Raw genomic sequence first — 26,249 nt, forward strand, 5'->3', positions numbered from 1 at the left:
CCAACCATTCGAGTAAACATTCGAATGGGAACCAGAGCTATTACAAACAAAGAAAGATGATAATCCCAAATCATCTAACTAAGATCAAGTCAAATTTAAAAAGTTACCAATAATCATTAAGATAAATAAAAGCACAATTGAGATTCCCAAATTCGACAATACGAAGGGATAGACCACTAAACTAACAGCGATAGCAAGCAAAAATAATAACCCAATAGTGGCTAGTCTTGTTCTTAAAGCGGCAAAGCGTTTGATCCGGCACAAGAGAAAATAAATAAGTAAAATCAGGAGTAGAGGTAGTATGTATACTCCTTGATACAGCAATTGATACATACTGGCTTGCCCACTGGGTAAATGCTGATCATTCAACCATTGTTCAAAGATTGTAGACCAATTCATCACACAGGTTTGCTGATATATAGTAGTAATTAGCCCTAGGAAAAAGGCTAATACAAAATACAAAGTTTTAGGATGCTGTTTTTTATAATATTGCCTAACAAAGTAAATAGTCATCAAGCCTAATAGTACTGCGGGTATACGCATCCAGGGCAACAATTCAAAAAAAGCACTGGGGTACACTTGTTGAAAATAGTGGACTATAGCTACAGAAGAGGCAAACAAAAATGCTGCAGTAATCTGACTTTTCCTTTGTGTCTCAATTAAAAGAAAAGCTAGAAATCCTGCAAAACAAAAAAAAGCGCAAGGAGCAAAGGAGTCCATAAGCGCAATGGTAGTTGTAAATTGAAGCCTTGACGGTTTTTCTACTATTCCTGTAATAAATCGATTTGCATTGGCCAAATGACGCAAAGTATTAACCGTTTCAATAGTTAATTCACCTTTATGTTCAATTTGCTTCTTACAATAGTTAATCGCTTGCAACAAATCTTTTCCAGTGGTATCTGCTGAAGCAAAACCAACCCAACGCGAATTACAAAAAAAGATTGATGGAACAGCAAAATCGTCCATTTGCTGTGCGCTCAATAATTGATAAAAACGACCTAATGAGTCTTTATCCTGATTAATATAATATCGTTGAACCTGTAAATCCGGATATTTTTTTTCCATTTCATGGAAAAAAGCATCAGCCTTTTGACAGTGGGGACAGGTGGTCGACAGAAACATTTCTACCTTTATGATCGCTTTATGATCTGTGATCGAATACCATGTGGGCAAAGGTTGAGCAGCCCACCCTGTAGCGCAAACAATAAAGAGCATTATGAGCAATTTGAAAGCAATTTTCATAGGATTCGTAGGTGCATTAAAAGGATACTATATCATCCTAAAAAACTCTGTTAATAGGTATGAATGTAATTTTCTAATTGTTCTATCACTCTAGCCTTATCTTCTAATAGATGATAAAGCAAATCACCTATTGATAAAATAGCGACCAACTCATCATTTTCATCACGAATTAACACATGTCTTCTTTTAGTGGCGGTCATAGCTTGCATTGCTTTTTCTACAACATCGTTAGGGCTAAGTATCGTTATATCTCTATGCACCACATCGTCAACCGTTCCTGTGTCGAGATTAATGCATTTGTGCAAGCAAGAACGAACTATGTCTCGCTCACTTACGATACCTACTAATTGATTGTCGTTATCTACTACAACTAAGGCACCGATATCTAATTCCGTCATCATATTAATGCATTTTCTTACAGAATCTTCTGGATGGATAAAAATAATTTTTCGCTTCGGTACTGGTAAGGCATTATGGATTAGGTCAGCCATTTTATTCTCCATTTGAACATACTTAACCTATTTTATAAATATAGTACAAATGGAGAGCTTTAAAGACTATTGTCGGACAATTATATGATTTTCTACACCACGTACACCAGGTACCTGACGCGCTATTTGTTCTGCAGTATCACTAAGTCTTATTTTTTTAACGTATCCAGTTAAAATTACAACATCTTGTCTTGTTTGAACATGCACTTGCGACACAGCAAGATCATCATTACGCATTAAAGCTTCTTGTACAGTTTGTGTTAAATCTGCGCCTGGAGTAGCCATAGGTGAAAACGACCTAAATATATTAGGAGTTGCTTGGTTCGACTGACAACCAACCAAAGAAAATAAAACAAAAACCACCAAGATATTTAGTACGTACTTTTGCATAAAGGTCTCCAATATTAATTCATAACGGTACTGTGATACTTCATGTAGTTGTTAACATCTAGCTAAAGTTCTCAGCAACAAGAAACCATTGCTCAAACTAAACAAAGTCAACCTAGAAAAGAGTCCTGAAGTACAGGATTACAACTCATGACAACATCCAGAAGTATGTGGATAGTATGTACTTTAACTGATTAATATACAAATAAATATCCAAGAGACTATACAATTTTATAACAAAACGGTGATGAAAAACTGAAACCATGTAAAAATGTTTAGATGGTTGCGCATAATAGAAAAACAGTCACATAAAATATAAGAAATAAAAGAGTCAACTAAGCTCTGACTTTAAAGTAAACGCATCCGATATTGCCAAACTAGGAAAAAGCTCATTGTGGATTGCCTGACATGATTGACTAGTGAGACAATTGAGTTGTGGTTGAGCACACCACCTAAAATAGATAAAACATTACCTAACGCGCCGGGAAAATATGTGTTACAAAAATGAATGATATTTAAATTGAGTAAACAAATATGGATAAAGACTATTATAAAATAATGGGAGTAAGTGAGGATGCCTCTGATAAAGACATTAAGATGGCATATCGAAAATTGGCTCGGAAATATCATCCTGATATAAGTAAAGAGCCAAACGCAGAAGAGCGCTTTAAAGAAATGGGAGAAGCCTACGAGGTTTTAAGAGACCCAGTGAAAAAAGCAGAGTATGATAATTATCGAAGAAATAAAGCGTTTCATCAGCAAGGAGGATCAACGCATTGGCGACCGGAAGAATCCGAACATTACTACAGTGGCCAATTTAATGAGGACTTATTTGAAAATTTATTCGGGCATTCTCGCTATCGCCAGCAACCGATGGCCGGACAAGATTATCATGGAAAAATAAATATCAGCCTGGAAAATGCATTTAAAGGAACGGTGACAAACATACAAATTCCTATGACAAACGGATCAGAAGTCACCATGCAAACCCTAAAAGTGAAAATACCTCCAGGAGTCAAATCGGGCCAACAAATTCGGCTTGCAGGACAAGGAGCCCCAGGAATTCATGGGGGCCCACGCGGTGATATTTATTTAACGATACAAATTGAGAAACATCCACTCTTTGATCTTATGGATGGTGATATCTACCTCACACTCCCTATTACTCCATGGGAGGCGGCGTTGGGTGCAACTGTGGTCGTTCCTACATTAGGAGGAAAAATCGATTTAAAAATTCCTCCTGGCTCTCAAGGGGGGCAAAAGTTAAGACTTAAAAATCGTGGGTTACCTGGTAAAACACCTGGACACCAATACGTACTTTTAAAAATTATTACCCCACCAGCAACCACTGAAGCTGCTACAGAGCTCTATAAAAAAATGGAGCAAGTAATGCCTTTTAATCCACGTGACAAAATGGGAGTATAAGCATGAAACAAGACAATACAATTATTGGCGTGCTTATCGAAGAAACGATGACCATATCATTTGATGAAGTATGTCAAAAATATCAGATACCTGAAGAATTGTTACATGAAATGGTTGAGTACGGTTTATTTTCTACAGAAACCACAAAAACAGAGCACCTGGAGTTAAATCCGAACGATCTCCGAAAAATTGAGTCGGCATTTCGCCTCCACCAGGATTTGGGAATTAATCTTCCGGGGGTAGCCCTTGCACTGGACTTAATAGAAAAAATAGATCAATTAAACGAAGAGCTTAACATTTTACGTAAACATTTTTGATTGCTTGATTGATAGTATTAGCCAGTAGCCTGGTTGGAACCAGGTTACTGGCTCAATCAATAACGTTTTTTTAGTTATAGATTTAACTCCCTAATCTAACTAGTTTTTCTGTAATTTTATGTTTTTTATGTCTAAAGTAAAAAAATTCCTCGAGCACATATTGCTACACATTGTGATATGGTAATACAATGGCAAAAGGATACCTTTTAATTAAGCAAAACCTATGCGCCCTTTGTTTATAATTTTAATTGTTTCCCTGGTCGTTTTACAGCATAAGCTGTGGCTGGGCGATGGAAATTTAATTCAATGGCAAAATCTTGAAAAAAAACTGGTTGTTCACGAACAAGAAAACAATAAACTGGCAACACGAAATCGAGCGCTTGAAGCAGATATTAGAGAATTAAAAGGTGGCGAGCAAGCTCTGGAAGAACAAGCACGCTATGAACTTGGAATGGTAAAAGGGACAGAAGTCTATTATCAATTTGTAGACTGATCATTCTCCGTTAAGCACTTAGTAATTCAAGATATTCAGGTGGTTGTTTGTCCCAAAGACTTAGCACAAATCCCCCTCCTCCAGAACCTGTCGGTTTTACAGCCAAGGCTCCTTCAGCAGTTAATCGATTCATATGTTGCTGCAAACTCTCGCTAACTAAGTTCCATTGATAAAAACAATCTGCCGCCTTATTAATTGCTTGCGCTAAAGAAGGGATTGCATCTGTTCCCCCCAGTTCTAAAGCATTTCTAGCTTCCTCAACTGCTACAACCATTTGTGCATCGATTTGCTCAGCTAATGTAGGATTTTTAGTCCATAAATCCTGGACCTGATGAATACAATGTGAGGTAATTCCGATTTGCTTACAGGAAGATAAAAAAAATTGAGGACGAATTTTTTGCTGAAGTGGTATAATTTTTCCCAATTTGAAATAAACCCCTCCCTCAGTAGCGACGCCTGCAACATCGAGCCCACTACTTTTTCCATGGAACAAATGTTCTAGTTCTTTTGCAAAATCATTACATTGACTTTGTTCTATCATTTTTTGCGCACAAAACCAGCGACTCATTGCCACACAAAGAGCTGCTGAAGCTCCCATTCCGGCTCCTACAGGAATTGTGCTATCTAAATGAAAATAACCACCTAATTGATTTAAAGAACGTCCCAATAATTGCATGCCATGTTCCAATACACTCCAAAACAAAAGCTGCATATCAGCACCACTAGTTCCCGTATAATCTGCCCCTAAAGAAGTTGCATTAACAGAATAAGTTAAGGTTAACTTTTTTTCCTTGATCGGAAATACAAGAGCTGGATGTCCCCGTACTACAGCATGTTCACCTGCTAAAATCCATTTGCCAAACGTTGTGGTTTCAAAATCACAGAACATCATAATTGCCTATTAAATAATCACGTTTAAATTCACGTGCCAATTCTGATTGGTTAGAACGATACAACAAATGAATATTTGGTCCTGCATCCATAGTCACTATAGGTCCATCGCCTTTTTTATGCCAAAAATTCTCTAAATGACGCAATAAATCAATGCAATTTTCAGTCATGTAGGAAAAAGGTTGCTCGCACGTATTAAATAACCGGTGCATATCTTGAAATTCACGCCAACAGATTTGGTAGGCCGAAGTCCAATCTTGGCTCATCAAGGCGTCTAATAAAAGTTTTAAGTTCTCTTTTGCTCTTTGACTACGTGTTTCATAAAAAGGACTACTCTTTACTCGTTGATGTGCTTCACTGGAGGGAACTTCCTTTTTCTTACTGCTAATAATCACCCCTTGATAAATTAACTCTGGGTAAGGCAAATCTACTGCTTTAACTTCATGATCATCCCATAGAGCCCAGGGAGAATAAAAAGAGCGACAGGATGATCCTGAGCCTAAACGGCTTAATTGTGCTTGTTCATCAACAGACGGCGTGGGTTTATTAGTTAATTCGCTCAAAGCGATCACAGCACAGCGAGTTAATGCCGCGAAGCTCGAAGCAGAGCTCGCCATTCCACTACTGTGAGGAAAATTATTACAAGACTGTACTAAGAACCCACCATCATAGCCAAAATATGCTTTTATGCGAGCGAGATGATCAAGAAACCTTTTCTGTCCTTCTGCAGAAAGAACAAAATTGTCAATTCCGCCAGGTATAAGCAATGGTTCCCAAATGTCTTTTTTCGAACTTGCTTTTTCAAGTCGAACTGTGCTTTTAAGTTCATTTAACGTATAAGACAAAGAAGGATTATCAGGACTATTAGAACTATCATCCTTTTTTCCCATATATTTGATCAAAGCAATATTAGCTGGGGCATGAGCTAGCCAATACATAATTTCTCCTTGGGATCCGTAAACTATTTCAATAGAGCCAGGTAAAGGCCTATAAGCGGTAACTCAAGAAATTTTCAATAGAAAAACCCGGGTTACGGTGTGCCTCACCCAGGCTACAAATACAAATTCTGAGTTACATTTTCATTTAATTATATTGTACGTAATTTTGAATTAGCCAATTGTGCTGTTGGGGTACCAGGATAAGCTCGTACAACTTGTTGTAGAAACTTCTTAGCCTCTTGTTTGTCACCTCGTTCAGCGTAGGCATAGCCAACTTTTAACATGCTCGCAGCCGATTTACTTGAAGTGGGAAATTGTTGTAGTACAGCGTTAAAATGCTCTATGGCTTGAGAATAATCTTTTTTAACTAAGTAAAGCTCGCCTAGCCAATATTGTGCATTAGCAGTGTAACCACCTCTTGGATATTTTTGTACGAATAAATTCATTGCACTCAAAGCATCATCATATCGTTTATTTTTTACCAATTCATATGCAGCTAAATAGCTAATTTGTTCATCAGCAGGGTTTGCTCTGGAAGCAGTAGATACAGGTACGGTAACAGGCGTAGTAACCGCTTTATTTGCTTGAACATCAGGAGCAGATACAGTTTTCTTAGGCGCAACGGGTTCCTTAGAGCCTACTGAAAGATCCAATGAAGGTTTATTTGAAGAGGCTTTCGCAGAAGTGGTCCCACTTAAACGTGAATCCAAATCCTTATAAAAAGCGACTTGCTGTTGCTGTAATAACTTCAAATCATGAGCCTGTACTTCTAATTGTCCACGTAGTTCTTGGATTTCTTGTTGTAAACTTTGGATTTTGTCAATCAGCTTGGCACTATCAGTAATATTATTATTTGAATCATTTGCTTGATCATCTTTAGCAAGCGCAGGTTCATCATCGGTTTGAGAATGATCTATTGTGTAATTCTCGTTACGAGCGATTTCAAACTGACCATTATCAATTTGTGGTTCATCGTACTTAGGGCCAACAGACGTTTCATACGCCTGTTGGTCAATCATTGCAAAATTTTCACTGTCATCAACCACAGGTGCCACGGACCAACTGGTCAAAGGTAGCAGAAAAATAAAACCTGTAGCGATAAGGTGTTTTTTGCAATTTATCATCTTGTTGCCTCATAAGTAAATTCAACGCGTCGATTTTGTGCATGTGACGCATCATCATGTCCTAAATTAATTGGACGCTCTTTACCGTAACTCACAACACGCATTTGTTGTCTATTAACACCGGCCATACGTAAAATGTCAGCTACAGTATTTGCGCGACGCTCACCAAGAGCTACGTTATATTCACGACTACCTCGTTCGTCAGTATGTCCAGCAATTAACACACGAGCACCTGGATGAGTCTTCAAGTATTCTGCCTGAGCATTGACGGAGGGTAAATACTTGGGAGCTAAGTTACTATCATCATAAGAGAACAGGTACAATTGATTATGAGGTGCCTTGGTTGTATAAGATTCACCTGGTTCTTGACCCGCAAAATGAGTGAACTGTCCTAAACCTTGAGCAGAAGCTTCGGCATCAGTAACTCCTACGCCATCTGCACTACCTGGTGTTTTGGAGCACGCAGCAACTAAAACAACACTCGCTACAAGCAGACCTAATTTACATAATGATCCGGCTTTCATCCTCAATCTCCTCGTTCTTTTTATTATTAACAAATTTCAAAGTTCCCATATAGGGTTCATGGGGCCACATTGTACAATTCTTTTTATTTTTTGGCTACACTAACTAATTAAACCAATTTCATCTTAATTCATGACCAGGTGCAGCGTATGAATCTTCTAGCTTGCTAAAAGCCGCCTGCTTTATCCTAAGGTCCGTCCCTGTTCGCGGTCTTCTCCAGAAGATCTGCCTAAAACATTGACTAAGCGGGCAGCATGGGAGTGGAACCCGGTCTTGAGAACTTTTTGTTCAAAACTTGGATTCCATTATACTAACCAGATTACGACGTAATTTACTGGAAACGAATCGATTAATGTTCAATATGAGATACTACAAAATGTGCTAAGATCGCAGTAAATTGTTGTGTTGCTCTATTGGCTGCGATTACACCTCCGTAAGGTGTATCACTAGGGCATGGAATTTGTAAATTGATAATTTTTGAAGCCAGTACTTTGTTATCACTTACATGGGTTAAAACCATTTTGGCTGAAAACTCCAGGACACTTGGTTTTTTAAGAAAATTCTGTTCAAGCGCCAACAATTGGGTATCTAATCGGTAATTTACACCTAAGGTATAGGCATTCGATGTAACCGCTTTAAATAGGTTGGTTCGTTGCAAGCTTTGCAGGATTAAAGGATAAAGCATATCTGCGGGTGGATTTACCCATGCATTTTTTGCAAACGGTTCCAATTCATAAGGTTTTTTACTGTAGAGCATTTGCTCTGTTTGATATCCGGCAGCGGCATCCGGTGGCGTAACCAATAAAGTAATAGGCATCGGTTCTTTCACCAACTGTTTCGAACTGTATGCATTCAATTGATACTGATTTTTTACAGAGACTTTAACAGGTGAGCATGCACTTAGTAATGCTGTACTCAAGCCCACGAGAAACACGGTCAACTTTTTCATCTTTATTCTCCAGGCCCAGGTTTTGGCGGTTTAGTTCCACGAATAACCACAGCAGGGTTTTGGCGCATTTCACTACTTACCTTTTCCAAGTTTGCAGAAATTGCATTCAATCTTCGTAATAAGATGACCGCTGGTGGGAGCGCTTCTTCAGAAATTTTATCAATAGCATTTTTTCCTGTACCCATAGTTTTTGATACACTGTTCCCAGCTTTACTCAAACTTTCCGCCATTGTATTAAATTTAGCTATTCCTACTCTTAACTCCTCAAGCATATGCGGGAAATCACGACTTGTTTTGGCAAGATTATCCATTAAAACATTAACATTCTTCCCGTTACTTGCAAGATCTTTAGAAAAATGATCAATATTAGTTAAGATATGCCGTACATGTTTTGCATTTTCTTCATTAAATATGCGTTTTGCTTCAGTACTTACAGAGTCTACGTCCTCGGACACCCTTTTTAAAATACCATCCAATTGAGTAAAAACAGAAGGTTTTGAAGGAATAACTGGATAGGGCTCACCTGGCATTTTTTGAATTGGGGTCAGATCAGAAGTGCTTGCGCTCAAACCAATATAGGTGACGCCAGTGATCCCTTGAGAATTTAACGTGGCGTATGTACTTGTTGTAATAGGTGTCCCTTCTTCGATATCCAACAAGATTTCAACTTGTCTTGGATCGCTTTGATTTAATTTTATTTCTTTTACATGCCCCACTTGTACTCCATTGTATTTCACAGGAGCATCCTGAGTCAGGCCAGATGCCGCTTCATGCATGAAAACGGTATAAGTAATATATTTTTTTTGATTAAAACCAACAGATAACCACAGCATTGTAGCTACTAAACCTACCAGCAATATAAGTACGACTACACCGACGATCGTGTAATTGGTTTTCGCTTCCAAGTATTCTGTCTCCAGTTACGCTTAGTGCCTTTCATACAATTAATGTTGGGAGGCTCTAGATTACATTTTACTGAAATAACCAGCAATTATTTTATTCTTATTTTTCATTAAATCATTAATCGGCTCAACACTTAAAATTTTTCCATCACCAATAAAGGCCACGCGATCTGTCGTCCGCTTTAAAGATTCTATATCATGACTCACCATGACTATAGTAAGTTTTAAAGAATCTCTTAAAAAAATAATCAATTCATCGAAAAGCCTAGCACTAAGTGGGTCTAATCCTGTGGTCGGCTCATCTAAAAACAACAATTCCGGATCCATTGCGATGGCACGTGCAGCTGCTGCCCTTCTTTGCATTCCCCCACTCAATTCTGATGGCAATTTGCCTGCGGCTTCTTTAGGTAACCCCACTAAAGCAATTTTTAACAAAGCCAATTCATACATGAATTGAGTATCAAGACTAGTGAATTCTCGCATAGGAAACATAACGTTTTCTATTACATTCATGGATGAAAATAATGCGCTATGCTGAAAAAGCATCCCCCAGCGACGCCGAAGCAAGAATGATTGCTCCATATCGAGATGACTAATGTCTTGGCCAAATATTTTAATGGTACCGGCTGTAGGCTTCAGTAACATGAGTAGACTACGTAATATGGTTGTTTTTCCGCTTCCTGAACCACCAATAATGGCTAAAATTTCGCCTTTTTCCACAGTCAAATTTACATCAGAGTGTACCCATTGACCACCGAGGCAATTCTTCAGTCCTTTAATTTCGATAATGGGTTCACTCATTTATAAATGCATCCGACTGTAAATGACTGAATAAATCGCGTCAGCAATTATTATTAAAAATAATGCTTGCACTACGCTTTTGGTAGTTTGGCTCCCAATATTTTTTTCCGTACCGGCCTCAACTCTGAATCCCTGAAAACAACCAACTAGCGCAATCAACATTGCAAAAGCGGGTGCTTTATATAAACCTAAATTCAATTGTGAAAGTCCCACAGAATCTTTCAATCGTTGCAAGAAATCGATGAAGGTAATGCCCAGCATGTTATTAGCCATTATCATTGCACCTAAAATACTAAAAACATCAGACCAAAAAATCAATAAAGGGAATGCGAGCAATAAGCCAATAACTTTAGGAAGGACTAATAATTCCGTGGGAGAAAGTCCCATAGTTAAAAGTGCATCCACTTCTTCATTCAGTTTCATACTGCCAATTTGTGCCGTAAATGCAGAACTTGTACGCCCAGCAACAATAATAGCTGTAATCAAAGGCGCAAATTCCCGAAAAATAGCCATCCCTGATAAATAAGCAATGAAGCTGTTCGCTCCATAAGTTTGTAATTGCAATCCCATTTGATAGGCCAAAACGACACCAATTAAAAAAGAAAGCAAAGCAAGGATGGGTAAAGCAGTAACACCCGTAGCATGTACATTTGCGATTATGCTTGGTAATTGAAATCGTCGCCAATTACCAAATGCTTCGAATAATTTAGTAGCCAAATCACCTATTAAAGCGACAAAACCATCTGCTTGTCGGAATTTATTCTCTGATTCTTTACCTAATTGATAAAGTAGATTTTTTTTATCGGGGACAGGAATATGATAATCTAAAACATCTTTTTTTGATTTAATTAAATCAATGAGTTGTTGTTGGGTTTCGCTAAAATCAGACAGCTGAACTTGATTTCCTCGTTGTTCGAGCAGGTCAATGCATTTAATTAAAGTTAAAGCGCCTGCACTATCAAAATCACTGATGCTTTCGCCGTTAATAATCACTTTTTGTTTTTTGGGTAATTCCTGTTCTTGGAACTGTGATAATAAATTCCCAATTCTCAAAACAGACCAGTGACCTGTACAGTGAACTCTGGCAAGTTCCTTATCGAACGTGATTTGCGCGCTGTTTTGTACCATAGTCATATTTATTGAGAAATAGCTTCAAGAATAATAGAAATATTCAGGAAGAGCAAAAACAATAAAACATGGTAACACAATAATATATTATTGGGGAGGTAAAAAAGGAACCTGAGTCAAGGTAATTAACTCAGGTAATTATTGTTAGAAATTAAACTATGCCTTTAGAGAACTAATTGAATTATTTAGTTCGGTAACTTTCTTGCCTCCATCAGCAAGAGGTTTAAACAGTGATAATTTAGGCAAATGCACTGAGGAACCTGCGCGATCCAATCCGGTATTAATAAGATTCACGAGATCATCCAAAAATTTTTCCCACCATCCACGATGTGTCCTTAATGTTTTTACAGAGCTTTTCTCATCGCCTAGAACCTCTTGGCTTTTTGATTTAAAAGTAACTAAATCACCATCATGGAGATATGTGTCTTTTAAGGCATTTATTTGGTTATAAATACTTTTTGCGGCTTGTGCAGCTTGTTGATATTTATATGCTTCTTTAAAATTGTTTTGTTGTTTATATTTTTTTGCTTTTGCTTCATATATGCCCAACTTAGTATAAATAGCCTTTAATTTTACATCAACATCAAAAAGCTGAATTTTTCGTTGCCTCAGGATTCTATTATCAACATTAGTTTCTTTGGCCAACTTATTATCACCTAAAATTTTTTTATGTCGCTGATGATCTTCTGAAATTAAAAATGTAACGGCTTTTTTATTGTCATCTGCTATGCTAGATTTCTCTTTTTCTATTTTCATCCCTTGTAAATTGCCTTTAAGTGGCGATTTAGTCTGAGTTGAGACCAGAGCTCCTCCTTTATCTTTCTCGAGAGAAACCTCGATTTTATGCTCATTCAGTTGAGGAGGATGTTTTTTTCCAGGCTCTGCTAATGAAGTCGTATTTAGACTTGAATTTTCTTCTACGACAGCAGATACCACTACAGGTTGATCACTACTTGTTGGAATGGTTTCAATTCGAACCTCTGGTGCGAACCGTTTTCTTAAATTCTTGATCAATTCATCGATTTCTGCATCCAGTTTTTTGATCTCTCCTTGGTGGAAAACAGTCAAATTTGTAGTACTTCTGCCCTTCTGTTTATCATTAAATTTCTTTAGAAATCCCTCCAAAGCTACAAGAGAGTTGCATTTTTTCAATTGCCCGATAAGTGTTTCCCTTATGCTTTTTGCCCAGGTAAACGACTCCATTTCTCTCGATTTCCCCATAACTTCTCCAACAGTTGAATCTAATTAAGTGCGCTTAATTTACACTTCATGCCAAAAAAACACCAGGGGAATTCAATAAAAAAAGGAGCAATTATAGAAAGTTACGTTATCTTAAACAAAAATTTCTATTGTTTCACAAAATAAATTACTTCTTCAGGAACAGACCAACTGCATGAGGTGATCATGTACCCAAGAGCCTAAAAACAAAATCCAATATAAGCTACGATTTTCGAGTAGTTTGCGGTCCTATTTTATGATAAAATTGCTTTTATTTTTTTCAAGACACTTAATTCAGGTATGCAAGAAAATTACAGCCAATTTGAACAACGCAAACATGGCATTACAAAAACTTGCGTTAATGCCGGCTACTCAAAGGAGAAAGCATGCCTTTAACTTCTAATACTGATGAGCTATTCCGTGGATTTTCTAAACTTTCTAGAGAAGAACGTTTTAAGCGCTTGTTAGCCTTAGGGGCAATCACCTCTGAAGACATTGCATTTCTTAAAAATGGAGGCATAAAGGATTTAAATTTAGCAGATAAACTGATTGAAAACGTCATTGGTTATTTTCAATTACCTTTAGGTGTAGCAACTAATTTTAACATTAACGGCCAAGACTATGTGATTCCAATGGCTGTTGAAGAAACTTCAATTATTGCCGCCCTATCAAAATCTGCCAAATGGATTAGACAATGTGGCGAAATAAAGACCTGGGTTCAAGGTGAGTGCATTATAGGTCAAATTCAATTAGCCAACGTAAAAGATTTCTCTAAATTTTCACAAATTTTCCATGAAAACCGTGCTTATCTCATCAGTAAAGCCAATAAAGATGTTGCTGAAAACATGGTAAAACGCGGCGGTGGCGTCATGGATTTGCAATTACGCCAACTCAAAAGAGAAGATAATCAAGATATGGCTGTCATTCACTTGACCATGAATAGCTGTGATGCCATGGGTGCCAACATTATTAATCAAGTTCTTGAATATTTGAAAACACCTATAGAGCAGTTAACTGGTGAAGAAGTCACTATGTGTATTTTATCCAATTTGAATGATCAAAAGTTAACAACCGCTCAAGTCACGATCCATACCATCGACCCAGTACTTGGTCAAAAACTGCAAGAAGCATCCCTTTTTGCAGAAATGGATCCTTATCGAGCCGCTACCCACAATAAAGGGGTAATGAATGGCATCGATCCTGTTTTGATTGCAACAGGTAATGACTGGCGTGCAGTAGAGGCTGGAGTACATGCTTATGCGGCTCGTGATGGCCAATATAGAGCAATTACCCGTTGGCGTTATCATGATGGAATACTTACTGGACAACTCACAGCTCCAATTATTGTAGGAACTATAGGGGGTGTTACTTCACTGCACCCTACTGCAAAAATGTGTTTACGAATGATGAATATTTCTTCAGCGAATGAATTAGCTCAAGTCATTGCGGCTGTAGGCCTAGTCCAAAATCTAGGTGCAATTAAAGCCTTATGTACTGAAGGCATTATTCAGGGCCATATGAAATTACATATTGATAATTTGCTCTTGGCTGCAGGAGCCAATGAAAATGAAATGCCTGTACTCAAAGAACATTTACAAAAATGGCTGGATTTGCATAAAAGAATTAGCCTTAACAATGCCCATGATTTACTGGCCAAAATCAGACAAACACCAATTGCCGTATGAAATGGTTAATCCCAGCAAAAACTTTTCTATTAGGTGAATATGCTGCCGTAGCTCAAGCTTCAGCATTTCTCATCACCACTGCCCCCTGCTTCGAGCTTACGTTTACAAAACAAGAAAATCACTCGGGAATTCACCCAGAATCTCCAGCTGGGCTTTGGTGGCAGCAACAACACTTAGAACAAAATCTTGTATGGAAGGATCCTTATGCAGGCCGAGGTGGTTTAGGAGCCTCGAGTGCACAATTTTTGGCAAGCTATTTAGCAGGTTGTTTCATAAAAAACACTATACCCAATTTAGACCAGATGCTTAAGGCATACTATGCATCATCATGGGCTGGGAAAGGATTAAGGCCAAGTGGTTATGACGTAATGGCACAATCTCAACAAGGCTGCGTTTACATTAATAAGCAACACAATATAATGAAATCCTACGACTGGCCCTTTCATGATTTGTCTTTCTTTCTCATCCATACTGGCGTAAAACTCGCTACTCATCATCATTTACAGGCCACTGACTTACCCGATCAGATTGATTATTTGTCACTTTTAGTTGATGAAGCAAAACAAGCATTCGAACATGCTAATTCCCAAAAATTGATTAGGACGATCAATCTCTATCATCAAAAACTCGCCGAGTTAAATTTGGTTGCAGAACATAGCCTAAAAATTATAAGTGAATTTAAAAAAGAGCCGGAGATACTCGCCATCAAAGGTTGTGGCGCTTTAGGAGCTGATGTTTTATTACTCATTACTGCAACCAAAAATGCGCAATTCCTTGCCAATAAATTAAAAATGCATCATTGGACTGTATTGGCTACAGAAAAAAATATTTATGTTCATGCTCCATTAATTAAATAATCTTATTTTTTATAATGCCAATTTTGCCTAAAAAAAATATTTGTGCCCTTTAAAATAACAAAAATTTAAGAAACATTATAAAAAGACTTGAAATTCTGTGCTAATACGGTATTATTCCAGCCTCTTTAGGGCCGTTAGCTCAGGTGGTAGAGCAGGAGGCTTTTAACCTCTGTGTCATAGGTTCGAATCCTATACGGCCCACCAGTTTTAGAGTACAGTTTAAAAAATATTTTGCCTTAAGGGCCGTTAGCTCAGGTGGTAGAGCAGGAGGCTTTTAACCTCTGTGTCATAGGTTCGAATCCTATACGGCCCACCATTCTGGTTATCAGCATACAATATCAACCAGAACCTAATATGGCAAAATATTAAACCCATACCTTATTGCGCTCGTAGCTCAGCTGGATAGAGTACTTGGCTTCGAACCAAGGTGTCGGGGGTTCGAGTCCCTCCGAGCGCGCCATTTAAAAGGCTCTTTCCCATCCAGTAGATGAACACGAACCTTATATTCTGGAACAACAGGGTATAGATCCCTGGAATCCACATGATTAATTTCATACCTAAACTAATTAACTAATCACTTAATACAATACGGCGTCATGTCTGAATTGCTGGGTAACTACTGTTACCACGAGTTTTTCCAATCAAATTCAGATTTAACAGCACAGCACCCTAACACGAGTTCTGTAAATTTCAAAGTTACTAAAGCCATAAGCTCTTCTTTGTATTAGTTTCATCTTTCGATGGAAACCTTCGGTCGCTAGAACCCCTACTTCCCAGGTTTAAGCGTATTCTGACGCTCTTCTTCTTCTTTAGCCAGCTCATTTGCCTCTTTTCGTGTTTGGGCTAAATTAGCTCCATCCTTGCGCCCAAGAAAAGAACCAATATAGCTTGATACTTCCGGTGGCAATTTTTGGGAAAGTTCTCCGCCAGCTAAAGCACCTACGGTTGCTCCTCTTGTAAATGCTTTAGCGGAGGAGACAGTTTGTACTACTTGAAGGCGCTGCGATTCAAAGTTGTCTTCTTTGAATACGTTATATTTGTTAAATGCTTCTTTTATTGATTTAAACTCATATTCGTTTTTAATCAACCGGTCGAACGCCTCGATATTGGATAGCACCCGACTCATCCTTATCAGATCTGGCTTATATGGTGCATATTGCCTAGCGGTATCTATAAACTCCTTGTTGTTTTTAATCAACCGGTCGAACGCCTCGGGATCGGATAGCACCCGGCTCATCGTTATCAGCGCTTCCTTATGTGACGGCAAATCACGCGTGATCATCATGAAGTCCTTGTGGTCTTTGATCAACCGGTTGAACACATCGGGCTCAGATAAGAATTCCACCAATGATGCTTCATAATCTGGGAAAGAACGCACAGCCGATTTGAAATCATCTACGTTTTCAATTAGCTGCTTTAAATCGTTATAGTTATGCTCTTTTAATGCTTGCTGTATTTGTATATTCATAACTTACTCCTTTTGATTCATTATCTATCATTATAGCTTACAATCGAAAACCTCAGTTTGGGCATGTTTAATACAGAACGATTAATTTTCTTCTGTGGCCAAAACGTGTCTCAACTGTGGCGCTACTACGCTGTAATAGGCAGTTTTAGGCAGTTCCTGGTGAGTTTGACGCTTTACAATGTATTGATTTATAACGAATTTAAAACAAGAGGATCAGGCTTCGAACCAAGGTGTCGGGGGTTTCGAGTCCCTCCGAGCGCGCCATTTTTTAGGGTCTTTCCCAATTACGGGGCACTCAGATTTAACAGCACAGCACCCTAATCACCCGCAGAGCACCTTAACACGCACTCTGTAATTTTCAAAATTTCTAAAACCATAAGCTCTATGTTGAATGAGTTTCATTTTGCGATGGAACCCTTCTGTTATTCCATTAGATTTACTAAACCGCCACATTCTGGCGACTTCATCTTTCCAAGCGCTAAGTGTTGGCTCATCCCCAAATCCGGGGGCACTTTACTCATCCACATAGCACTCTAACTCTTAATCTATAGCTTTCAAAATTTCTAAACCGGCTGTTAATTTGAGAATTTTTTAACTATTGTGTGTTGAGCTTTTAACCTAAAATTAACCCAGATAAGTATTATAAAAAGCTTTAAATAAGATCTGTTGTGAAATAATAAACGATTATGTAAAGTGTTAAACAAGTTCATAGATTGATATATAGTAAATAGCTTATTTAAATAATGGAAAGCATTAAAGATGCGCAGTTTTTTTATGAATATCACTTCCATGACCAACCTCAACAATAAGATTGGATATTCGAAACACATGAACTTGATCAAATTGGCTTAGATCTATTCCCTATTGGAGTTCTTATATATGAAACATAAAGAATATCATCGAATTGAACGAATTGGGTGGTTACGAGCTGCAGTTTTGGGAGCGAATGACGGTATTATCTCTACTGCAAGCTTATTGATTGGTGTTGCTGCTGCTCATACACCATATGATGGAATATTTGTAGCAGGGATTGCAGGTTTAATTGCTGGTGCCATGTCTATGGCTGCAGGTGAATATATATCAGTAAGCTCTCAAGCGGATACAGAAAAATCAGCCTTACAGCGAGAGAAGAAAGAACTTGCAGAAAGCTTACCGAATGAAGTTGAAGAGTTAACAGCTATATACGTTAATCGTGGATTGGAACGCAGTTTTGCCCAAGAAGTTGTAAAACAATTGATGTCTAAAGATGCATTAGGTGCTCATGCTCGCGACGAGCTTGGTATTACAGAAATAACAACTGCGCGTCCACTTCAGGCTGCAATTTTTTCTGCCTGCAGTTTTACTCTTGGCTCATTATTACCTTTGTTAATTATTTTTCTTGTTCCAAGAATCTACCTTATTCCATCAGTATCAATAATGGCGGTTCTATTTTTAGCATTACTCGGAGCAATTGCTGCAAAAGTTGGCGGGGCTCGAATATTATTAGGATCATTGCGTGTTGTAATCTGGGGAACAATAGCGATGCTTGTAAGTGCAGGTATTGGCTCGCTGTTAGGTATAGCAGTATAAAATGGACTACTAGGTCTGCAATGGCTCTAATCGGCCTAGAGTGCCGGAACTTGGGCTGCTATGCAAAAATTAAATAATCGAAGTGCGTAAGGCAAAAAAACCACTAGTTAACCTCATGTAGAATCATATTTTTATTCGGCAACTGCACATAATAACCTACTACCCACAATAGATTTTTGTTATAGCGAGAATGTCCATGTTCTCGGCTTATTAATTCTCTAGCCCGACGATCCCATTCTCGTTTTTAATTTTACTAGGTAACATTAAAGTTTTTTCCTACGTCACTGCACGATACTTTTAGTGGAGCAGAGGTATATAATATAAGAGAAGTGTTGTTATTAGGGCTGATTTATTTAGCAGTAGATTTACGCGATTTGCCTTTTGATGAGTATTTTTTAAATAATGGCATATTTAAAGAATAATACCTTTCTACTATTAATCAGCTACATTATACAAGCTGTTTAACGATTTCAGGGTGAGAGAATCGAACATAACTATGGAGATAAACAATTATGTATCATTTCAATGTTAAACGACACGACTCATTTAAAAATGTCATTGCAGAAGTAACAGAAGCACTTACAACAGAAGGATTTGGAGTTTTAACTGAAATTGACGTACAAGCAACCATGAAAAAGAAATTAGGCATTGAAAGAAAACCATACATTATTCTCGGTGCCTGCAATCCTCAATTAGCACATCGAGCGTTAGAAATAGATCCAAATATCGGGTTGTTATTACCTTGCAACGTAGTTGTTAGTGAAGAAAATGATGGTAGCGTGCTTGTTTCTTTTATGGATCCACTTGCTGTCATGGGCCTTGTTAACAAACCAGAAATTTTGGAAATAGCGCAGGATGCTTACGATCGGCTAAAGCGCATCCAGACAAAATTAAGTTAAGTTGCTTTCTACGATAACGAGGGAATTAGCTATCTTGCCAACTCCCTGGTAAACAGCATCATTCTAAGTCAATTATTACTTTTAGCGCATGAGTATTAGCTGCATTTTCGAATGTTTCATAAGCATCCATAATATCTTCAAATTTAAAGTGATGACTAATCAATAAGCATGGATTAATCTTTTTCGCACATACTGTTTTGAGCAACATGGGTGTAGTGACTGTATCAACAAGTCGGGTAGTAATCGCGATGTTCTGTGACCACAATCTCTCTAGATGTAAATCTACTTTCGCACCATGGACACCAATATTAGCAATAGTACCACCTGGCGCCACAATGTCCTGACATATAAGAAATGTATTGGCAATGCCAACGGCTTCAATAGCCGTGTCTACTCCACGCCCGTCGGTCATTTTCATTATTTTTTCTGCAGCTTTGCCATCTTGACTATTGATTGTGGCTGTTGCTCCAAATCGTTTTGCTATTTCCAGACGGTTATTATCTAAATCAATCATTATAATTTCAGCCGGAGAGTAAAATTGGGCAGTAAGAAGAGCAGCCAAGCCAATAGGCCCTGCGCCAACAATCGCAACTGTATTACCTGGTTGTATTTTTCCGTTGAGTACGCCACATTCAAAACCTGTAGGTAAAATATCACTCAGCATTACCAGAGCGTCTTTATCTACTCCTTTAGGAATTTTATAAAGACTGGTATCTGCAAAAGGTATTCGAACATACTCAGCTTGTGTCCCGTCAATTGAGTTACCAAGGATCCAACCACCGTTTACACAGTGTGAGAACATTCCTTTGCGACAATAATCACACTTGCTGCAGGATGTGATACAAGAAATAAGAACATGATCTCCTTTCTTAAATCCAGTTACTCCTGGACCAATTTGATCGACCACTCCTATGCCTTCATGGCCAAGAATTCGCCCAGGCTGGCATGTTGTTACATCTCCTTTAAGAATATGAAGATCAGTGCCACAAATTGTAGTCTTTGTGATCTTAATGACCGCGTCAGTTGCATGTATTATTTCGGGAACGGGCCGCTCCTCTAAAGATTTTTTCCCTGGTCCTTGGTATATGAGTGCTTTCATCGCGATACTCCTTAAGATCTTTTGGATTGGTTTTCAACCAGCTTTGTTGTAATAATAATTTTGGACGTTAATGTTCGATGCACTGGACATTTATTGGCTATTTCTAATAGTTGAGTACGTTGTTCTTGAGTCAGTGTTCCTTCTAGCTCAATTAAACGCTCAATATGATCGATTTTTGAATTATTGTTTTCACACCCAATACAATCCTCAACATGAATTTTTTCATGTTTTAATCTCACAGTAACTTGTTCCAAGGGAAATTTCTTAAGTTTTGCATACATACGTAACGTCATCGAAGTACATGAGCCTAATGCAGCAAGTAAAAAATCATAGGGTGAGGGACCAGTATCTTTTCCACCATTTATAATAGGCTCATCAGCTCTTAAAACATGATTTCCTATAATAATTTTCTGTGTAAACTGACCATCTTCTGTTTCAGAGACAACCGTTTCCTGGAGAATGTTCATTTGCTAAGCTCCTTAAGGTAAACTCAGGATCTACCTGAGTAAGCAGGAGTTATATGAATTAATGTTTGTAACGGATTTTCCATAAAACCTCCCTTTATTTACTATCTTCCATAAACCTTAATATTAGCAGAAATTAATGGGGATAATTTTGAGCCTCCCAGTTCAAAAAGAACGACTGTTGAGCGGTCACTAAGTAATTTCAATATTAGATTATAGTCATTGCTTTAGAGTTGTTCCTAAAAACCAGCGCATTCTCAACCAAAATGCAACATTCACAAGTAAAATAAGAACCGGTACTTCTACAAGAGGCCCAATGACCATTGTAAAGGCAATGGCAGAATTAAGTCCAAAGGTAGCAATTGCAACAGCAATAGCCAATTCAAAATTTATTACTGGCTGAGGCCGTTGTCTTTCCATAACTGGCACCAAAATAAACTTTCCCATAGCAAAACTGACAAAAACCATCACCACAAAATAAATAGCCAATGGAATGGCAATACGAAGGACATCTACTGGAAGTTGCAACACCATAGAGCCTTTCAAAGAAAACATCGCAAGAATCGTAAAAAGTAGAGCGATCAAGGTAATGGGAGAAATTTTTGGTAAAAAATTGGTTTCATACCAGGTTAACCCTTTTCGTTTTATCAATACAATACGAGTCAGAAAACCTGAAAAAAAAAGGGTATACCTAGATAAATAAAGACGCTTTCGGCAATCGTCATAAAATTGATATGGACTATTTGCCCACTCATGCCAACAAGAGGGGCAAGACGTTTAGAAAAAACAGGCATAAACACTGAAGAAAAGCAGTTGAAAAATACTCTTAAATGCCACTAAGGCCGCAACATACTGATTATCCCCTTCTGCCAGCTGATTCCAATGTTTTGGGTGCAATAGAAAAAATTGGCGTCTTTTAAATTTAAATATTGAAAAATCTGCGTTTTTTTCGGGTTAATTTAAAACAAAATGATTAATTTTCTTCTGTGACCAAAACATGTCTCAACTGTGGCGGCACTACGCTATAATAGGTAGTTTTGGGCAGTTCCTGGAAATACTTAAATTGCTTTTCCATTGATGTAAAGTAAATAAGGGATCATTGTCTAAACTTAAGTATTTTGGTAACGCATTTTTTTGAAATTATTGTATAAAACATGCGGCAGACTGCTATTCCATTCAATTCGCCTGTGTGTGTTGCAAAACCGATGATTCGTCGTGTGTATTGATCCATTATTACCATGACCCGATGCGATTTTAATAAAACGGATTCGCAACAAAATAAATCTAATGACCATAACGAACCTTTTGTATTGCCAAAGAAAGAGAGCAATTAGGGACCAACATCGTTAAAGCTTGGTTGTAATGCTTGGATAAAATGCGTCAGACGACATCTTTATTAATATTTATGCCAAACATGTTACTCATTTGCATGACAATCTGCAGTCAAAACGAGAATTTCTTTTTTTCATTTCAAGTATAGTATTAATTCTTGAGATGGACCAGGGTCCTGTTTTTTTGCATTTTGACTGATTGGAAAATAAGGTACTATATTTTCTTTTAACCATAGCTTTGTGAAACTTGATTAATGCAGATGGTTTTATAACAATGCCAATCTTGGGCAAATGTTTTATAGAAACTAGCCCTGTTATAAAAGCAAAGCATAGGAGATCCCATAGACCTAAGTTTGGTGATCTATTACATTGACGACTAACAATAATTAACTGTTTATGAAGCATGATATTCTCTGCTATCAGTCTCTTGGTGACCCATGTTAGCTAGCTAGAGCAAGGTACGCAAAAAATAAAATGTCAACATAAAAACTTTCTTCATTCCCGCTTAATTGGTGATGAATTTGATATTTTCAACAGTTAATAATTCCGATTCAGTTCAGTCATATCAATTCGAGACGTATACCTTCAGTATGCGAGATATTTAAAGATTAAGTCCCTTAAAGGATAAGTCTAGAATTAATAAAGCGATAGATATATTGATGGATCATCATGTTATTAGTGAGATAACTCAGGGGAATAAAACTGTTTTGGAAATGAATCTTCATTGTTATCAATAAATTTTGCGACACTGCGACAATTGCGACAAACGTTGAATTAGATAATATTATTTAATAGCGAACTGTCGCAGTGTAGCTTGTTGATGGTATTATCTTGTCGAATCGTTTAAAGAGTGTAATAAATCCTTTTTTGTCCCGCACTCTATAGATAAATTTATTTCTGATTTGCTTTAACCACATTAGTTTTAACTAAGATATCTGCGAGATCATTAAACGGCATAGGCTTGAAATAATAAAATCCTTGAACCATATCGCATTTTTCTTGGATTAAAAATTCAACCTCAGCTTTTGTCTCAGCGCCTTCAGCAACAACGATTTTATCTAAAGAATGAACCATAGCGATGATTGCCTTTACAATTTTTGCATTTGCTAAATCAACAGGCAGCCCGGTAATAAAGGACTTATCAATTTTTATTTTATGAACTGGTAGCCGTTTAAGGTAGTTGAACGATGAAAAGCCCGTGCCAAAATCATCAATTGAGATTTCAAAACCCAGCTCATGGATCGCGGTTAAAACCGCGATATTATGTTCAGTATCTCTCGTGAGCATGTTTTCGGTAATTTCCAACTCGATTTGTTTGGGTAGTACGGGGTATTCTTTTATAAGCGACTCAAGGTATTCTACTATATGAAATCCGTTATCAAATTGCTGAGCCGAAATATTGATTGAAACTGGAAGTTCTATTGCCATCAAGCTTATTTGTTGAAAAACCATGCGCATAATGTGTTCGTTGAGAGATACAATAAAACCTATCTTTTCTGCATATGGAATAAATATACCAGGATTTATTAATCCCCTTGTGGGATGCTGCCATCGTACCAAGACTTCGGCAGCACAAATTTTTCCAGACTTTAGATCGACTTGGGGTTGATAAGCCAGAATCAATTGATTGCCATTTATAACTTGGCGTAAATCAGCTTCCATGGCGATTGCTGTGGAAGTGACAAAAGGCAGCTCTTTGGTGAAAAAATTAATTCTATTTCCTCCCTGATCTTTAGCATGAATCATTGCCAAATCAGCATTCATGACTAAAGATTTACTATCAAGACCGTCTTGTGGATAAATAGCGATTCCTAAAGTTGCTGTTATATATATTTTATTATTATCAAGTTCGAATGGCTCACGGAACTTATGATTAATCAACTGGGCATAGCTAAAAGCATCTTCTTTATTTGATTCAGAAATATATAAGATGAATTTGTCAGCCCCTAGTCTTGCTATGTCCATCGTCTTAACTTCACTGAATTTCCTCAATCTTATTGCGATCAAATTTAACAGGATATCGCCAAATTCATGTCCGTATGCCTCATTGATTAATTTAAACCGGTCAATATCAAGTACCATAACAGCGATGTATTTTGGTTTTTGACTGACTATCAGATGATCTATATCATCTTCTAATGCTGAACGGTTTAAGAGTTTTGTTAACGCGTCTTGCCGAGAAAGTTCATAAATTTGTTCAATGCTATAGATACGAGCCAGAAAATCACCAATTTTTTTACCGATATTTTCCATCAAATCGGATAAATCAGGATCAGGATTAACTAGGTAATGACTGAAAAATTCAATAACTCCAAAAAATCTGTCTTGAAAAATAATAGGGAATGCTAGTGCGCTTTTTAATCCCGCAATTCTTGCCTCATTTGATCGAGAGAACGCTTTAGTAGATGTATAATCTGATATCCAGACGGCCTTCTTTTCATTCCAGATTCTTCCAGGCAAGCCTTCACCAAGACCAAAGGTAGATTGACGACTTTTTTTAGAAAAGTCATTCAATAACACATCATTTTTATGCCAAACATCAATACATCTCAATCTATTCTTGGCTTTGTCTATTAGCCATAACTCAGCTAAATCCCAATCGAACGCGCGACATATCATTTTTAGAAATTTTGGTGTAAATTCCTCAATGTTCTTTTCATTTTCTATTAAGAGTAATGTATCATGATCGATTTGATTACATACTTTACCTATTTTAATACTGGACATGTCGACTGCTATGCCGATAATGCAAAATACATTATGACTTTCATCCTTTACCTTATAAAGTCGAGTTAGAATAGACCGTATTGAGCCGTCTGGTCTTTTAATTCGATAATCAGCAAAAGCACTGTAATCCTCTTTTTTGAAGCCAGTAAAAAAAGCTTTGTATGCTTTTTTTTGATCCTCAGGAAGAATAGATTCAAACCAGTCCTTAGGGTTTTTATACAAGGACTCTATACTTTTCCCCCAGATTTTTTCATAAGCTGGGCTGACATAAAGCATTTGGCTTAAATCAGGTGAAGTTGTATAAAAAACGAGATCGATATTTTTTGCAAATTGATGAAATATCATTGCATTATGCTGGACTTGCATCTGATATTCTTCGAGCTTTTTATCTTTACGAGAAAGAATGATGGATGCGAATAGAGTCGTGATTCCAATGATGAAAAAAATACTTACCTCTGATACAACCACAATGGTATCTGAATTGAGTAATCCTCTTGTTTTAATAAATAATTCCAGAAAAAATAATAAGATTGCCAGAATAATAGTAAGTGGTACTGCCCGACGCAATAAATAACCGCTATAGTTATCTTTGGTCAAGATACCAATAATACCCGAATGGGGAAATTTTAATACAATACCTATACTTGTCATGATAAATAGCAGAGCAGCTTGGACTGAGGTATATTTGATATAGTAGTTATTGTTGTATCTGTAGAGATAGTGAAATAAGGAAAACAGAGCTAGTAACATCACCAAAAATGCAAATGTTTGTACTATCCATATTGATACCCATTTTTCTAATACAAATATAAAAGTGACGGCAATAAGGATGAAACAAATTGCGCTAATAAAGGTCATTTGTCCTGTAAACATTGTGCCTTGAGACCGCGACATATAATTTGCTACTAATTGATCGATACCTAAATCTACACCTGACATATACTCGTATATGGTTATGCTACTTATCAGCAGAATACTAATTGAAATAACATCAAAAACTATTCGGGTAATAAATCCAGGGTTTCGCTTGCTTATGACTAAAAGTGCAGATCCAGTCAAAAGAAAACAAGTGGCTGTATTTATTTCCATATTTATATTAGAAGAAATACTGGTTAGCCCAGGAATATTAAATAAGATTCCAAAATAAACAGACAAGCTTGCGAAAATTATAACGGTCCCAATAAATACCGTTATAATATGACATATATTTAAGAGCTTAGTTTCACCATTTTCCATGATTCCATGATTCCATGATTCCATGATTCCGTCCATAGAACCGGCGTCCATTATCCTAGCTTAAAGATTAGATTATAATGATGAAA

Annotated in this window: 24 protein-coding genes, 3 tRNA genes and 2 pseudogenes; 10 read left to right on the plus strand and 19 right to left on the minus strand. The window is 37.3% G+C overall.

What is annotated here, in order from left to right:
• Positions 1-84: 84 nt before the first annotated feature.
• The 3 genes from ACWTE2_RS20565 to ACWTE2_RS20575 all read right to left on the minus strand — a co-directional run bounded on the left by ACWTE2_RS20565 (position 85) and on the right by ACWTE2_RS20575 (position 2,123).
• Positions 85-1,242, minus strand: a complete 1,158-nt coding sequence (locus ACWTE2_RS20565) for a thioredoxin family protein (protein ID WP_454784130.1) — start codon at positions 1,240-1,242, stop codon at positions 85-87.
• A 50-nt stretch (positions 1,243-1,292) separates the two neighbouring features.
• Positions 1,293-1,733: a CBS domain-containing protein gene (locus tag ACWTE2_RS20570; RefSeq protein ID WP_454784131.1), complete on the minus strand. Its 441-nt coding sequence runs from the start codon at positions 1,731-1,733 to the stop codon at positions 1,293-1,295.
• Between the two features lie 66 nt (positions 1,734-1,799).
• Positions 1,800-2,123, minus strand: a complete 324-nt coding sequence (locus ACWTE2_RS20575; protein WP_454784132.1) for a BON domain-containing protein — start codon at positions 2,121-2,123, stop codon at positions 1,800-1,802.
• Between the two features lie 531 nt (positions 2,124-2,654).
• Between ACWTE2_RS20575 and ACWTE2_RS20580 the strand changes: the two genes are divergently transcribed.
• The 3 genes from ACWTE2_RS20580 to ftsB all read left to right on the plus strand — a co-directional run bounded on the left by ACWTE2_RS20580 (position 2,655) and on the right by ftsB (position 4,355).
• On the plus strand, positions 2,655-3,545 hold the full coding sequence (locus ACWTE2_RS20580; RefSeq protein ID WP_454784133.1) for a DnaJ C-terminal domain-containing protein: 891 nt from the start codon (positions 2,655-2,657) through the stop codon (positions 3,543-3,545).
• Between the two features lie 2 nt (positions 3,546-3,547).
• Positions 3,548-3,862, plus strand: coding sequence for a chaperone modulator CbpM (locus ACWTE2_RS20585; protein WP_454784134.1), 315 nt, complete (start codon positions 3,548-3,550; stop codon positions 3,860-3,862).
• Positions 3,863-4,085: 223 nt separating this feature from the next.
• On the plus strand, positions 4,086-4,355 hold the full coding sequence (gene ftsB, locus ACWTE2_RS20590; RefSeq protein ID WP_182391102.1) for a cell division protein FtsB: 270 nt from the start codon (positions 4,086-4,088) through the stop codon (positions 4,353-4,355).
• Positions 4,356-4,365: 10 nt separating this feature from the next.
• On the opposite strand, the gene ACWTE2_RS20595 is transcribed toward ftsB, so the two are convergent.
• The 9 genes from ACWTE2_RS20595 to ACWTE2_RS20635 form a co-directional block, all read right to left on the minus strand.
• Positions 4,366-5,244, minus strand: coding sequence for a mevalonate kinase family protein (locus tag ACWTE2_RS20595; RefSeq protein ID WP_454784437.1), 879 nt, complete (start codon positions 5,242-5,244; stop codon positions 4,366-4,368).
• Complete coding sequence (locus tag ACWTE2_RS20600; RefSeq protein WP_454784135.1) at positions 5,234-6,184, minus strand: diphosphomevalonate decarboxylase; 951 nt, start codon at positions 6,182-6,184, stop codon at positions 5,234-5,236. Before ACWTE2_RS20600 ends, ACWTE2_RS20595 begins: the two co-directional genes overlap by 11 nt.
• A gap of 149 nt (positions 6,185-6,333) precedes the next feature.
• Complete coding sequence (gene ybgF / locus ACWTE2_RS20605; protein ID WP_454784136.1) at positions 6,334-7,308, minus strand: tol-pal system protein YbgF; 975 nt, start codon at positions 7,306-7,308, stop codon at positions 6,334-6,336.
• The gene (gene pal, locus ACWTE2_RS20610; RefSeq protein WP_454784137.1) at positions 7,305-7,832 is read right to left on the minus strand and encodes a peptidoglycan-associated lipoprotein Pal; all 528 of its coding nucleotides are present in this window, start codon (positions 7,830-7,832) and stop codon (positions 7,305-7,307) included. The genes ybgF and pal overlap by 4 nt, the downstream gene beginning before the upstream one ends.
• 347 nt (positions 7,833-8,179) lie before the next feature.
• Positions 8,180-8,779 (minus strand): ABC-type transport auxiliary lipoprotein family protein, encoded by a 600-nt coding sequence (locus ACWTE2_RS20615; RefSeq protein WP_454784138.1) that lies wholly within the window; start codon positions 8,777-8,779, stop codon positions 8,180-8,182.
• A gap of 2 nt (positions 8,780-8,781) precedes the next feature.
• On the minus strand, positions 8,782-9,684 hold the full coding sequence (locus ACWTE2_RS20620) for an MlaD family protein (RefSeq protein ID WP_454784139.1): 903 nt from the start codon (positions 9,682-9,684) through the stop codon (positions 8,782-8,784).
• A 60-nt stretch (positions 9,685-9,744) separates the two neighbouring features.
• The gene (locus tag ACWTE2_RS20625) at positions 9,745-10,482 is read right to left on the minus strand and encodes an ABC transporter ATP-binding protein (protein ID WP_454784140.1); all 738 of its coding nucleotides are present in this window, start codon (positions 10,480-10,482) and stop codon (positions 9,745-9,747) included.
• Positions 10,483-11,610, minus strand: a complete 1,128-nt coding sequence (locus ACWTE2_RS20630; RefSeq protein ID WP_454784141.1) for an MlaE family ABC transporter permease — start codon at positions 11,608-11,610, stop codon at positions 10,483-10,485.
• A gap of 156 nt (positions 11,611-11,766) precedes the next feature.
• Positions 11,767-12,831: a hypothetical protein gene (locus ACWTE2_RS20635; RefSeq protein ID WP_454784142.1), complete on the minus strand. Its 1,065-nt coding sequence runs from the start codon at positions 12,829-12,831 to the stop codon at positions 11,767-11,769.
• A gap of 383 nt (positions 12,832-13,214) precedes the next feature.
• Here ACWTE2_RS20635 and ACWTE2_RS20640 point away from each other — a divergent pair, with 383 nt between their 5' ends.
• The 5 genes from ACWTE2_RS20640 to ACWTE2_RS20660 all read left to right on the plus strand — a co-directional run bounded on the left by ACWTE2_RS20640 (position 13,215) and on the right by ACWTE2_RS20660 (position 15,830).
• Positions 13,215-14,513 carry a hydroxymethylglutaryl-CoA reductase, degradative gene (locus tag ACWTE2_RS20640; RefSeq protein WP_454784143.1) on the plus strand — a complete coding sequence of 433 codons (1,299 nt, stop codon included), beginning with the start codon at positions 13,215-13,217 and terminating at the stop codon, positions 14,511-14,513.
• A complete protein-coding gene (locus ACWTE2_RS20645) occupies positions 14,510-15,370 on the plus strand; it encodes a hypothetical protein (RefSeq protein ID WP_454784144.1) in 861 nt (286 codons plus the stop codon). The genes ACWTE2_RS20640 and ACWTE2_RS20645 overlap by 4 nt, the downstream gene beginning before the upstream one ends.
• A gap of 128 nt (positions 15,371-15,498) precedes the next feature.
• A tRNA-Lys gene (locus ACWTE2_RS20650) sits at positions 15,499-15,574 on the plus strand.
• A 36-nt stretch (positions 15,575-15,610) separates the two neighbouring features.
• Positions 15,611-15,686: transfer RNA gene (locus tag ACWTE2_RS20655), tRNA-Lys, on the plus strand.
• A gap of 67 nt (positions 15,687-15,753) precedes the next feature.
• Positions 15,754-15,830, plus strand: a tRNA-Arg gene (locus ACWTE2_RS20660).
• 193 nt (positions 15,831-16,023) lie between these two features.
• On the opposite strand, the pseudogene ACWTE2_RS20665 reads toward ACWTE2_RS20660, so the two are convergent.
• From ACWTE2_RS20665 to ACWTE2_RS20675, 3 genes and pseudogenes are all read right to left on the minus strand, one after another.
• Positions 16,024-16,125, minus strand: a pseudogene (locus ACWTE2_RS20665) (transposase); the annotation flags it as partial.
• Positions 16,126-16,136: 11 nt separating this feature from the next.
• Positions 16,137-16,838 carry a hypothetical protein gene (locus tag ACWTE2_RS20670; protein WP_454784145.1) on the minus strand — a complete coding sequence of 234 codons (702 nt, stop codon included), beginning with the start codon at positions 16,836-16,838 and terminating at the stop codon, positions 16,137-16,139.
• A 321-nt stretch (positions 16,839-17,159) separates the two neighbouring features.
• A pseudogene (locus tag ACWTE2_RS20675) lies at positions 17,160-17,324 on the minus strand (transposase); the annotation flags it as partial.
• Between the two features lie 393 nt (positions 17,325-17,717).
• On the opposite strand from ACWTE2_RS20675, the gene ACWTE2_RS20680 reads away from it, so the two are divergent.
• Together ACWTE2_RS20680 and ACWTE2_RS20685 are read left to right on the plus strand one after the other, a co-directional pair.
• A complete protein-coding gene (locus ACWTE2_RS20680; protein WP_454784146.1) occupies positions 17,718-18,407 on the plus strand; it encodes a VIT1/CCC1 transporter family protein in 690 nt (229 codons plus the stop codon).
• 512 nt (positions 18,408-18,919) lie between these two features.
• On the plus strand, positions 18,920-19,306 hold the full coding sequence (locus ACWTE2_RS20685; protein WP_454784147.1) for a DUF302 domain-containing protein: 387 nt from the start codon (positions 18,920-18,922) through the stop codon (positions 19,304-19,306).
• 58 nt (positions 19,307-19,364) lie between these two features.
• Here ACWTE2_RS20685 and ACWTE2_RS20690 read toward each other — a convergent pair whose 3' ends face one another.
• The 4 genes from ACWTE2_RS20690 to ACWTE2_RS20705 form a co-directional block, all read right to left on the minus strand.
• A complete protein-coding gene (locus ACWTE2_RS20690) occupies positions 19,365-20,405 on the minus strand; it encodes a zinc-dependent alcohol dehydrogenase family protein (RefSeq protein WP_454784148.1) in 1,041 nt (346 codons plus the stop codon).
• A gap of 11 nt (positions 20,406-20,416) precedes the next feature.
• Entirely contained in the window at positions 20,417-20,872 is a 456-nt protein-coding gene (locus ACWTE2_RS20695; RefSeq protein ID WP_454784149.1) for an OsmC family protein, read from the minus strand.
• Between the two features lie 216 nt (positions 20,873-21,088).
• Positions 21,089-21,535, minus strand: a complete 447-nt coding sequence (locus tag ACWTE2_RS20700) for an arsenic resistance protein (protein WP_454784438.1) — start codon at positions 21,533-21,535, stop codon at positions 21,089-21,091.
• A 1,556-nt stretch (positions 21,536-23,091) separates the two neighbouring features.
• A complete protein-coding gene (locus ACWTE2_RS20705) occupies positions 23,092-26,187 on the minus strand; it encodes an EAL domain-containing protein (protein ID WP_454784150.1) in 3,096 nt (1,031 codons plus the stop codon).
• Positions 26,188-26,249 lie beyond the last annotated feature (62 nt).

The sequence above is a fragment of the Legionella nigrisilvae genome, from assembly GCF_977063395.2.